Annotated in this window: 11 protein-coding genes; 7 read left to right on the top strand and 4 right to left on the bottom strand. The window is 67.5% G+C overall.

The annotated features are described in order from the left end of the window. Positions 1-1,115: hypothetical protein (locus tag NS355_RS08785; protein WP_209445051.1), on the top strand; the 1,115-nt coding region annotated here is incomplete at its 5' end. A 55-nt stretch (positions 1,116-1,170) separates the two neighbouring features. Continuing rightward, positions 1,171-2,487: a chloride channel protein gene (locus tag NS355_RS08790; protein ID WP_058745367.1), complete on the top strand. Its 1,317-nt coding sequence runs from the start codon at positions 1,171-1,173 to the stop codon at positions 2,485-2,487. Between the two features lie 15 nt (positions 2,488-2,502). On the opposite strand, the gene NS355_RS08795 is transcribed toward NS355_RS08790, so the two are convergent. The 4 genes from NS355_RS08795 to NS355_RS08810 form a co-directional block, all read right to left on the bottom strand. Further along, positions 2,503-2,874, bottom strand: a complete 372-nt coding sequence (locus tag NS355_RS08795) for a reverse transcriptase-like protein (protein WP_244489613.1) — start codon at positions 2,872-2,874, stop codon at positions 2,503-2,505. Next, the gene (locus NS355_RS08800; protein ID WP_058745376.1) at positions 2,871-4,487 is read right to left on the bottom strand and encodes an NAD(P)/FAD-dependent oxidoreductase; all 1,617 of its coding nucleotides are present in this window, start codon (positions 4,485-4,487) and stop codon (positions 2,871-2,873) included. Before NS355_RS08800 ends, NS355_RS08795 begins: the two co-directional genes overlap by 4 nt. A 57-nt stretch (positions 4,488-4,544) precedes the next feature. After that, a complete protein-coding gene (locus NS355_RS08805) occupies positions 4,545-5,015 on the bottom strand; it encodes a GNAT family N-acetyltransferase (protein WP_058745368.1) in 471 nt (156 codons plus the stop codon). 71 nt (positions 5,016-5,086) lie between these two features. After that, complete coding sequence (locus NS355_RS08810) at positions 5,087-6,367, bottom strand: HD-GYP domain-containing protein (RefSeq protein ID WP_058745369.1); 1,281 nt, start codon at positions 6,365-6,367, stop codon at positions 5,087-5,089. Positions 6,368-6,611: 244 nt separating this feature from the next. On the opposite strand from NS355_RS08810, the gene NS355_RS08815 reads away from it, so the two are divergent. The 5 genes from NS355_RS08815 to NS355_RS08835 are packed head-to-tail and all read left to right on the top strand — an operon-like array spanning position 6,612 to position 11,693. Continuing rightward, positions 6,612-8,996 carry a TonB-dependent receptor gene (locus NS355_RS08815; RefSeq protein WP_058745370.1) on the top strand — a complete coding sequence of 795 codons (2,385 nt, stop codon included), beginning with the start codon at positions 6,612-6,614 and terminating at the stop codon, positions 8,994-8,996. 18 nt (positions 8,997-9,014) lie between these two features. After that, a complete protein-coding gene (locus tag NS355_RS08820; RefSeq protein WP_058745371.1) occupies positions 9,015-9,698 on the top strand; it encodes a Fe2+-dependent dioxygenase in 684 nt (227 codons plus the stop codon). Then, complete coding sequence (locus tag NS355_RS08825; RefSeq protein ID WP_058745372.1) at positions 9,695-10,333, top strand: PepSY-associated TM helix domain-containing protein; 639 nt, start codon at positions 9,695-9,697, stop codon at positions 10,331-10,333. The genes NS355_RS08820 and NS355_RS08825 overlap by 4 nt, the downstream gene beginning before the upstream one ends. A gap of 14 nt (positions 10,334-10,347) precedes the next feature. After that, the gene (locus tag NS355_RS08830) at positions 10,348-10,830 is read left to right on the top strand and encodes a DUF2271 domain-containing protein (RefSeq protein WP_209445052.1); all 483 of its coding nucleotides are present in this window, start codon (positions 10,348-10,350) and stop codon (positions 10,828-10,830) included. Between the two features lie 17 nt (positions 10,831-10,847). Then, a complete protein-coding gene (locus NS355_RS08835; protein ID WP_058745374.1) occupies positions 10,848-11,693 on the top strand; it encodes a DUF4198 domain-containing protein in 846 nt (281 codons plus the stop codon). Positions 11,694-11,723: the final 30 nt, after the last annotated feature.

The following is an 11,723-nucleotide window of genomic DNA, read 5'->3' on the forward strand; positions in this document are numbered from 1 at the left end:
CTCCGGAAGTATTCGTCTTGTCGACCCCTGGCGCACCTCCGGCCCCTGCGGCTCCCCCGGCCCCGCGCGTCAGTCAGGCGACGGACAACATCGTCGTGACCGGTGCCGCCACGCGCATGACCCCGGCGGCTCCCCCGGTGCAGATCGATGCGTGGCAACCCGACCGCCCCTATCTGGAGCTGTATGACGGCAAGCCCGCCGATTTCGCCGAACGCTTCCGCGAGGCGGAGGCACGGCACGGGGCGTTGCCGATCTTCTATCTCGACACCGCCGCCTGGCTCGCCAAGCGGGGCCGTGTGGCCGAGGCCAGCGAGATGGTCTTGTCGGCGCTGGATCTGCCGACCGCCGACGACACGACGCTGGGCATGGTCGCCGACCGGCTGGAGCGGTATGGCGACTGGGACCGCGCGGTCGAACTGCGTGCGCGGCAGGCGGCGCTAGACCCCGACCGGCCGCAGCCGCGCCGCCTGCTCGCGCTGACCCTCGCCCGCCGCGCCGCCGCCCATCCGGCGCAGGCGAAGGCCGACCTGACCCGCGCGGTCACGCTGCTCTATGCCATCGCGACCAGCCCGCAGGCGGACCAATGGGACGGCATCGACCTGATCGCGCTGAACGAGGCCAATGCGATGCTGCCCCGCCTGCGCAAGCTGGGCGGCAAGGTAAAGATGGACCCCCGGCTGGTCATGCTGCTCGATGTCGATGTGCGCGCCGTCATCGACTGGACGACCGATGCCTCGGACATGGATTTGTGGGTCGACGAACCGACGCGCGAGCGGGCGATCTACAACAACAACCGCACCGCGATCGGCGGGCGGCTGTCGCGCGACATGACGCGCGGCTATGGGCCGGAGGAATATATGATCCATGCCGCGCCGCCCGGCACCTACACGGTGCAGGCCAATGTCTTCGCGCCCGACCGGATCGATCCCAACGGCGCGACCATCCTGACCGCGCACCTGTTCCGCAATTTCGGGCGGCCGAACGAGACGGTCGACAGCGTCGATATCGAACTGAAGCGCGATGAAAAGGGCGCGCGCATGATCGGTCGGATCGTCGTGCCGGGCAAACCGGTGTCGAGCAGGACACCGGCGAAGGATGCGGTACCGCTGCCCTGATCGGGGGACGCGGTATGGCTGGTTTTATGACGCGATAAGGGTGTAGGGGCGGACTATGGCCGAGCAGAGTCCGCCCTTCCCGTCATTCCGCAAATGGACGCCCGCGCGTTACCGTGCGCTGCTCCGGGCGCAGGGGCCGGGATCGGTCAAGTTCCGCACCCGGCTGGCGATCCTGATCGGCGCGGTAGCGATCGGGCTGGCCGCGACGGTCTTTGCCGAGGCGGCGGATGCGGCGGGCGAAATCTTCAATCATTTCTCGCACCGTTATCACTGGGCGCCGCTGGTCGTGACGCCGCTGCTGTTCGCGGGGCTGGTCTGGATCACGCGCCGGTTCGCGCCGCTCGCGCGCGGGTCGGGCATTCCGCAGGTGATGGCTGCACAGGCCGATCCCGAGCGGGCGACCGGCGGGCTGGTGTCGATCCGCACCGTGGTCGCCAAGGCCGGGCTGACGCTGGCGGCGGTGCTGGGCGGTGCGTCGGTCGGGCGCGAGGGGCCGACCGTGCAGATCGCCGCCGCCATCATGGGGCTGACCCACCGCCTGTTGGGCGTGCCGCTGCGCGGGGCGGTGCTGATCGCGGGCGGTGCGGCGGGTGTCGCGGCGGCGTTCAACACGCCGCTGGCCGGGCTGCTCTTCGCGATCGAGGAGCTGGCCTCCGCCTATGAGCAGAAGGTCACGCTGCTGGTCATCGCCGCCATCGCCATTGCGGGCATGGTCGCCCAGTCGGCGCAGGGCGATTATGTCTATTTCGGGCTGATCGGCGCGCATATGCCGATCGTCACCGCGCTGGTCGCCGCGCCGGTCGCCGGAATCGTCGGCGGACTGGCGGGCGGCGGTTTTGCCCGGCTGATGCTGATGATGGCGACCGGCACCAACCGCGTGACCCGGTGGAGCAAGCAGCGTCCCATCCTGTTCGCCGCTCTGTGTGGTGTCGTGGTCGCCGGGCTGGGCGTCGGCACCGGCCTGACCTGGGGCACCGGTTACGGCGCGGCGCGGGCGATGATCGTCGGGGTCGATGCGCCGCTCTGGTTCGGCCCGGCCAAGTTCCTCGCGACCCTGTCGACCGCCGTCGCCGGGCTGCCCGGCGGTATCTTCGCGCCGTCGCTGTCGGTCGGCGCGGGGCTGGGCAATCTGTTGCGCTCGATCTTTCCGGACTCGCCCGCCTCGGCGATCGTGATCCTGGGCATGGTCGGCTATTTCGCGGGCGTCGTCCGCGCGCCGCTGACCGCCGTCATCATCCTGTCCGAAACGACCGCCAGCCGCGGCCTGATGCTGCCCATGTTCGCCACCGCCTTCATCGCCGACGGGGTCAGCCAACTGGTATGCCGCGAGAAGCTGTATCACGGCCTGTCGCGGACCTTCGCGATGCGGTGATCCGCTATTCCTCACCTATAGCGGATGAAGGCCTTGATGGACCCGACCCAATGCGATCCCGGCGAGGTTTTGCGTCCGCTTGATATGGCGCAGCCGGAACCGGGGCGGGCGGGGGAGGGCCGACCACTCCGCGAAATGCGCGACATGCGCTGGCGGCACCCGCACCTTTCCCATCGCCTGCGCCACCACGGCGGCTGCATCGCCCAGCAACAGGGCATCGGTCAGCCCCGCCTCATGCGCCGCGCGGGTCGCGGCGATCAGGGCCAGCCATTCGGCGGTCATGCTGGTGCCGGGCCCCAGATCGCGGACGATCCGGGCGTGGCCGCCGATCACCACGGCATATTCCATGCCGCCGGGGCGAAGCCCGCCGTCGAAGAAGATCTTCAAGGCGTACCGATGCTGCGCGCGACCGCCTCGGCCGTCTTGATGCCGTCGACCGCCGCCGACAGGATGCCGCCCGCATAACCCGCGCCCTCGCCCGCCGGATAGAGGCCATAGGTGTTCAGGCTGTGCCCGTCCTCGCCGCGGGTGAAACGGACCGGCGAGGAGGTGCGTGTCTCGACGCCGGTCATCACCACGTCGGGGTGGTCGTATCCGGCGATCTGGCGGCCGAAGACCGGAATCGCCTCGCGCATCGCCTCGACCACGAAGTCGGGGAGGCATTCGGATAGGTCGGTCGGCGTCACGCCGGGGCGATAGGAGGGCGTGACCGACCCCAGGCTGGTCGAGGGGCGCTTGGCCAGGAAGTCGCCGACCCGCTGCGCCGGGGCCTTGTAGTTCGATCCGCCCGCGACATAGGCGCGCTCCTCCCAATGGCGTTGCAGCGCGAGGCCCGCGAGCGGATCGCCTGGAAAGTCGCGCTCCGGGTCGATCGCGACCACGAAGCCCGAATTGGCGTTGCGCTCGTTGCGCGAATATTGGCTCATGCCGTTGGTCGCGACGCGGCCCTCTTCGCTGGTCGCGGCGACGACCGTGCCGCCCGGACACATGCAGAAGCTGTAGACCGTCCGCCCGTTCTGGCAGTGGTGCGAGATGTGATATTCGGCCGCGCCCAGGATCGGATTGCCCGCCTGATGCCCGAAGCGCGCGCGGTCGATCCACCCTTGCGGATGTTCGATGCGCACGCCGATCGAGAAAGGCTTGGCCTCGACATACACGCCCGCCGACTGGAGCATCGCGAAACTGTCGCGCGCGCTGTGGCCGATGGCGAGGACGACATGATCGGCCTCGAGATAGCCGCCGCCGTTCAGGTGCAGCCCGCGCACTCGGCGCTGGCCCGATCCGTCGGTCTCCACGTCCAGTCCGTCGACCCGGGTCGAGAAATGATATTCGCCGCCCAGTTCCTCGATGGTCGCGCGCATGCTCTCGACCATGGTGACCAGGCGGAAGGTGCCGATATGCGGATGCGCCTCGGTCAGGATCTCGGGCGGCGCGCCCGCTTTCACGAACTCGGTCAGCACCTTGCGGTTCAGGTGGCGCGGGTCCTTGATCCGACTGTAGAGCTTGCCGTCCGAAAAGGTGCCCGCCCCGCCTTCGCCATATTGCACGTTGGATTCGGGGTTGAGCACGCTCCTGCGCCACAGGCCCCAGGTGTCCTGCGTCCGCTCGCGCACCACCTTGCCGCGCTCCAGGATGATCGGGCGATATCCCGCCTGCGCCAGCACCAGCGCGGCGAACAGGCCGCAGGGCCCCGCGCCGATCACGACCGGGCGCTTGGTGCCCGGCGGCGGTCCGCTCGGCAGGTGATAGCGGGTGTCGGGCGTCCGCTGGACATCGCGGTCGCGGCGGAACCGCTCCAGCACGGCGGCCTCGTTCTTCAGGTTCACGTCGACCGAATAGACGAGCTGGATATTGTTCTTGTCGCGCGCATCATGCCCGCGCCGCGCCACAACGAAGCGCACCAGCTCGCGCGGCGTCACGCGCAACCGGCGACAGATGGCGGCAGGCAGGGCCTCGTCCGCATGGTGGAGAGGCAGTTTCAATTCACTGAGGCGGATCATCCCGCGCGCCATACAGAATTGCACGGGCTCCCGCCATCACGCTGTGCGGCCGGGTGCTCAGTCGCCGGGCGGCATTTCGAACAGCTTCTGGATGATGTCGTCGCTCTCCCGATAGGTTCGGAAACCCATGGCTTCGTAATAGCGTAACCCCATCCGATTGTTCGCCCCGATCGCGGCGTCGATACGGGTCAACCCGGCCTCGTTCGCCGCCTTGCGACTGCTGGCGAACAGGGCTGTGCCGACGCCGCGTCGATGGGCGCGCGGACTGATATGGGTGCCGATGATGCCCCAGCCTTCCGGCACGTCATAGCGGTTGTTCGCCGCCGCGCGCTTCAGCGACTGGAACCCCATGACCCGGTTGTCCTCATCAACCGCGACGCTACACAAAATGCCATCGGGTGCCTCGATGTAATGGGAAAGCGTGAAAACGGGGTCATGCGGCCGGGTCCGGCCGCTGAGCGCAATGATCTCGATCAGGACGTCGCTCATGGCCTGGGCGTCGTCTCCCGTGGCGCGTCGGATCAGCATCGTGATATCCTGTGCATGATGATCGAGACGACCATCCTATCACGCGGCGATCCCGACACCAGCCGGCGGATCTAGCGCCCGCCGACGGCGCGGCTCAGCGGGGTTTCGGGGAAGGTGGGTTCCGCCAGGATTTCGGCCTGGAGTGCGGGCCAGCGTTCGCCGAACCAGTAATCGCCGCGTTCGGCGCGCTGGATCGGGTCATGTGCGGTCGCGACATCCTCGATCGCGATCGGCCCGTGGCTGGGAATGTCGAAGAAGACGCGCACGACCGGCATGGTCGGACATTCCCCTTCGCGCACTACGATGCCCAGCCGGTTGGACCGCAGCCGGACCAGTGCGGCAAAGGGCTGGATGCCCAGATTGGCGATGAAGGCGCGCAGCGTCTCGGGATCGAAATGGCCGTCCCATTCCAGCATCTGCGCCAGTGCCTCGTGCGGCGACCAGGCGCGCTTGTACGGGCGGATCGATGTCACGGCGTCATAGACATCGCAGACGGAGGAAATACGGACGAACGGGCTGATCTCGTCGCCGCGCAGACCGTCGGGATAGCCGGTGCCATCCATCCGCTCGTGATGGTGGCGGCACACGTCCAGGATGCGCGGGTCGAGATCGTTCATGTCGCCCAGAATTCGATGACCCAAACCCGGATGGCGGCGGATTTCGACCATTTCCTCGGTGGTCAGGCGGCCGGGCTTGTCGAGGACATCGGCGTCGATCTGCATCTTGCCGATGTCGTGCAGCAGTCCGGCCATGCCGGCGACATGCACATCCTCCTCGCTCAGGCCCAGATGACGCGCGAAGTTCATCATCAAGGTGCCGACCGCGACCGAATGGATATAGATATACTGGTCCCGGTCCTTCAGCCGCGTCACCGCGATCATCGCGGCGGCGGACTTGGCGGTCGTCTCGGCAATGTCCTCGACGATCGGGATCAGGTCGCGGGTGCGGATGGTGCGGCCGAGCCGGGCCTCGCCGAACAACTGGGCCACGGCGGCGGCGGCGCGCGCGGATACGGCGCTGGCCCGCTCCATCTCGGTCGCGGGCTTGGCGCGGCGGGGACGCAGGGTCGTGACGATCGGTTGGGCGATCGCCTCGACGGCGGGCGCGGGAACAGGCTCGGGCGTATCGACGACGGCGATCGTCGTGGGACCCCGCCCCTTGGTCACGTCGATGGTGACGGAGGGCACCGATGCGCGAATCTTCTCCAGATCGTCAGGCTCGGTCAGGAGGAAGGACTTTCGCCAAAACGGATTGTGAATCCACGAGCAGTGCAACGCGTGGATATACATGCCGAGCGCGACCTGCTGGCTCCCGATCTGGACGTATCGATTCGTGGTCGGCTGCTCTTTCATCCCGGAAATCTTATCGTCGTGTCGTAAAATTTTCGTTTCGGGAGGACCGGAAGCGGGATGCGGGGGATGCCGTGCGGGGACACGGCCGAGCGTCCATTTCCGGCAGGTCCGGCGGTTCGATCCGAACCGGGGTACTGATCAATCCCTCCGGCGAGGCACATCAGTCCAAGCATGAGAATCATTATCAATCGCATTGACAGTGAGAATGTTTCGCAATAGCCGGCGCTCGCAAAGGGGAACATTCATGTCGCATTCGTTCATCGCATTGTCGTGCGTGGGCTTTCTGGCCACCGCGCCGCATGTCGCCGCCGCAGAGACCGGCCCCCGCGCCGATAGCGCGCCGCCGCCCGCCGTGGCGTCCACGTCGCAGGATTCGACCGGCGCGCGCGATGTGATCGTCACCGGCCAGCGCGGCACCGGCGCCGCGACCCTGGAAAGCCCGAAGGCCACCGCCGCACTGCTCGACACGCCGCAGACCATCACCGTGGTCAGCGAGCAGACGATCCGGAAACAGAATCTCCAGACGCTGCGCGACGTGCTTCAGACGCTGCCGGGGATCACCTTCGGCGCGGGCGAGGGCGGCGGCGGTTACGGCGATTCGATCAACCTGCGCGGCTATTCGGCCAGCAACGACATCACCATCGACGGCGTGCGCGACAGCGCGCAGTATAGCCGCACCGACCCGTTCAACCTGCAACAGGTCGAGGTCTATAACGGCGCGAACAGCGTCTTCAACGGATCGGGTTCGGTCGGCGGCACGATCAACCTCGTGTCCAAGGTGCCGACGCCCGAGACGCTGACCATCATGCAGGGTTCGGTCGGCACCGACAATTATTATCGCGGCGCGATCGACAGCAATGTCCGCGTGTCGGACCTGGTCGCGGTGCGCCTGAACGGCGCGTACCACCATAACGACGTGCCCGGCCGCGATGTCGAGAAGATGCAGCGCTGGGGCATCGCGCCCTCCGTCACGATCGGCATCGGCGGTCCGACCAGCCTGACGCTCGCCTATGTCCATCAGGAGGATCGCAACACCCCGGTCTATGGCATTCCCTGGTTCGACAATGGCCTGGTCGACGGCTTCGTGCCGGGGGCCAAGCGCTCCAGCTATTTCGGGATCGCCAATCTCGACCGACAGGACAGCACGGTAGATCGCTTCACTGCGACCTTCCGCCATCAGATCGACGAGCATTGGAGCGTGCGCAACCTGACCCGCTGGCAGCAGGTGACGCAGTATAGCGTGACCTCCGCGCCGCAGGGCACCTTCTGTCTGGCCGCGACCAATCGCCAGCCGGTGACGGCGACGCCGGGTGCCACCGTCGGCGCCGCTTGCCCGGCCAATGTTCCGGCGGGCTTCTATCTGCCCTCTGGTCCGCGCGGGTTGGTGCGGGATCAGCAGAACCAGATGCTGACCGACCAGATCGACCTGCGCCATGAGGCAGGCGAGAAGGGCGGTTTCCACAATGTCCTGAACATCGGCATGTCGGGCATGATCGAGAATTACCGCCTGACCCAGGGGTCGCTGTTGCGCAACGCGGACGGCAGCGTGGTGGCGCAGCCCGCGATCGAGATCGCCAATCCCAACACCAACTATACCGGCCCGATCAACTTCGTGGCCACCGCCCAGTCGCGCAGCGAGACGCGCAACCTGGCCGTCTATGCGTTCGACACGTTGGCGCTGAACCGCTTCTTCGAGCTGAACGGCGGCGTGCGCTGGGAGTATCAGGAGGCCAATTTCCGCGCCCTGCCGCTGGCGGCGGCCAATGCCGGACAGCTCGCCTATCAGTCGCAGATCAGCCGCGAGAAGCTGTTCTCCTGGCGGGCGGGCGCGGTGTTCCACCCGGTCGAGAATGTCAGCGTCTATGCGGGCTATGGCAATGCCAAGACGCCGTCCTCGACGACCGTCCGGCTGGGCTGCGGGGTGCCCAGCACTCCGACCGCCGCGAACCCCTGCGCCGTGGCACCGGAAACCGCGAAGAACTATGAGGCGGGGGTGAAGGCCGGGCTGTTCGGCCGCCGCCTGGAGCTGACCGCCGCCGTCTTCCGCAACGAGCGGACCAATTACCGCGTCCCCTCCAACGATCCCGCCTTGCCGGTGGGCTTGCAGGTGCTGGACGGCCGCAGCCGCGTCGACGGCATCGCGCTGGGTGCGTCGGGGGCGATCACCCCGGCCTGGACGATCTTTGCGAACTATACCTATCTCGACGGCAAGGTGCTGCAGAGCATCTCCAACCGCGACAAGGCGGCGGGCGTGCTCGATCCGCAGGCAGGTGCCGAACTGGTCCAGACGCCTGAGCATTCGGGCAGCCTGTTCACCACCTACAAGCTGCCCTTCGGCCTGGAGGTCGGTTACGGCCTGACCTATCAGGGATCGTTCGCGACCAACGTCCCCGTCGCGGGGAATCGGGTGCAGTTCCATGTGGACGATTATCTAATCCACCGCGCCTTCCTGGCCTATACCATCGCCCAGCGTTGGACGATGCAGCTCAACGTCCAGAACTTCACCGACGAGAAATACGTCACGGGCGTGCGCAACAACATCAACGCGACGACCGGCGTCGTCACGGGCGGCTGGGCGGTCCCGGGTGACCGGCGTCAGGCGACGCTGAGCCTGTTCTATAATTTCTGACCGGCCTAGCCTTCGTCCATGCTGATCGTCCTTCCCGATATCCTCGATCCCGCCGGGGTCGCCCAGGTCCGCCATGTCATTGACGGGGCGCCCTGGGCGGACGGCAACGCCACCTCCGGCCCGCAGGCGGCGCTCGCCAAGCGCAACGAGCAACTGCCGGAGGATTCGGGGGCGGCCGTCGAGGCGGGGCGGATGGTCCTCGACGCGCTGGGCCGGTCGCCACTGTTCGTGGCGGCGGCGCTGCCGCTGAAGGTCTATCCGCCGCTGTTCAACCGCTATGCGGGCGGACAGGCCTTCGACGTGCATGTCGACAATGCCGTACGACTGAAGCGGGGCAGCGACTTCCGGATGCGCTCGGACCTGTCGCTGACCCTCTTTCTCGAAGACCCGGACGCCTATGACGGCGGCGAGCTGGTGGTCGAGGATTTGTACGGCGAACAGCGGGTGAAGCTGTCGGCCGGAAGCGCCGTCCTTTATCCCGCCTCCAGCCTGCACCGGGTCGAGCCGGTGACGCGGGGGACACGTGTCGCCTCCTTCCTGTGGATCCAGTCGATGGTCCGCGACGATGGCGAGCGGCGCATCCTGTTCGATCTGGACCGCGCAGTGCAGCGGGTCGGCGCGGACAAGGGGCAGGGGGATCGCTCGGTGGTCGAGCTGACCGGCGTGTACCACAATCTGCTGCGCCGCTGGGCCGACGCATGACCGCCGCCGCTGTGCAAAAGCCCAAGAAGCGCAAATGGCGCAGCTGGTGGTTGAAGCAGTTCCACACCTGGCACTGGATCAGCGCGGCCGTGTCGCTGGTCGGCATGATGGTGTTCGCGATCACCGGGCTGACGCTGAACCACGCCGCCAGCATCTCGGCCAGCCCGAAGACGGTGCAAAAGAGCGGGCTGCTCGCTCCCGGCCTGCGGCCGCTGCTGGCCAATCCGAAGACGAATGACGCCCCCTTGCCGCCTCGCGTGGCGGAAGCGGTGGAGCGCGCCGTCGATCTCGATCCCGCCGGTCGGCCGGGCGAATGGTCGGACGGCGAAGTCTATGTCGCCATGCCGCGCCCCGGCGGCGATGCCTGGGTCAGCATCGACCGGACGAGCGGCGCGATCACCGCGGAGCGGACCGATCGCGGCTGGGTCTCCTACCTCAACGACCTGCACAAGGGGCGCAATGCCGGGACTGCCTGGTTCTGGTTCATCGACGTCTTTGCGGTCGCCTGCATCATCTTCACCCTGACCGGCCTGCTGCTGCTCCAGATGCACGCGCGGCACCGTCCTTCCACCTGGCCGCTGGTGGCGGCGGGGTTGCTGATCCCGGCGGCGATCGCCGTCTTTGTCCTGCACTGATGGAGAAACTCACGATGCGATCGACCGCTATTCTGGCGCTGGGCGCGGTGGCACTGCCGGGGGCGGCGGGCGCCGCGACGGTGAACGTCACCATTCCGAAGCTGAACGTCGCCGAATATCACAAGCCCTATGTCGCGGTCTGGCTGGAGCCTGCGACCAGCGGCCCGGCGCGCACGCTCGCCATCTGGTACGACGTCAGGAATCAGGGCGGCGAGCCGGGCACCAAATGGCTGTCCGACCTGCGCGCCTGGTGGCGGAAGGGCGGACGCAGCATGGCGATGCCCACCAGCGGCATCAGCGGCGCGACTCGCGCGCCCGGCACTCATGCCATCCCGCTGCCCGCCGACCTGAAGCCCGGCCAATATGTCCTGAACGTCGAGGCGGCGCGCGAGACCGGCGGGCGCGAGCTGGTGCAGGTGCCGCTGACCGTGCCGAACCCACAGGGCCGCGCGGCGGGCAGCCATGAACTGGGTGCCGTGACTGTTTCGGCACGCTGATACCGGGGAGAACCATCATGAAGAACCATCGTCTCAAGCTGCTCGCCGCCGCCGCGCTGCTGGCAATTCCTGGCCTCGCGTCGGCGCACCGCATGTGGCTGCTCCCCTCCGGCACCATCTTCTCGGGCACCGACAGCTGGGTGACGGTCGACAGCGCCGTCTCCAACGACCTGTTCTACGCCGACCACCAGCCCGGCCGGATCGAATGGGTGAAGGTCTGGCAGCCCGACGGTACGCCCGGCCGCATCCAGAACGGCTCGACCGGGCGTTATCGCTCGGTCTTCGACGTGCAGCTCGACAAGCCCGGCACCTGGAAGATCGGCAGCGAGATGTCGGGGATCATGGGCAGCTTCAAGGTCGATGGCGTCGAGAAGCGCGTCGGCGGACGTGGCGGACCGCCCGGCCCGAACGGCGTGCGCCAGCCGCCGCTGACCGTCGCCGACATTCCGGCGAACGCCACTGATGTGACGCTGACCGAGACGCTTGGTCGCAACGAGATTTTCGTGACCGCGGGCGAGCCGACGCGCACGGTCCTGAAGCCGACGGGCAAGGGTCTGGAACTCGATCCCGTCACCCACCCGGACGAGCTGGTCGCGGGCGAGGCGGCGAAGTTCCGCTTCCTGGTCGACGGCAAGCCCGTGCCCAATCTGAAGGTCACCATCGTCCCCGGCGGCAAGCGCTATCGCGACGCCGAAGGGGCCAAGGAGGTGATCACCGATGCGCAAGGCGTGTTGTCCTATGCTTGGCCCGCGGCGGGCATGTACTGGCTGAACGCGACGCTGACCGACGACAAGCCCACGGCCCCGCGCGCGACCCAGCGGCGGATGAGCTATACCACCACCCTGGAAGTCATGACCCCGTAACTATGCGCATCGTCCTGCCGCCCCGGATCG

The organism is Sphingomonas yabuuchiae (genome assembly GCF_001477495.1).
Lineage (GTDB): Bacteria > Pseudomonadota > Alphaproteobacteria > Sphingomonadales > Sphingomonadaceae > Sphingomonas > Sphingomonas yabuuchiae_A.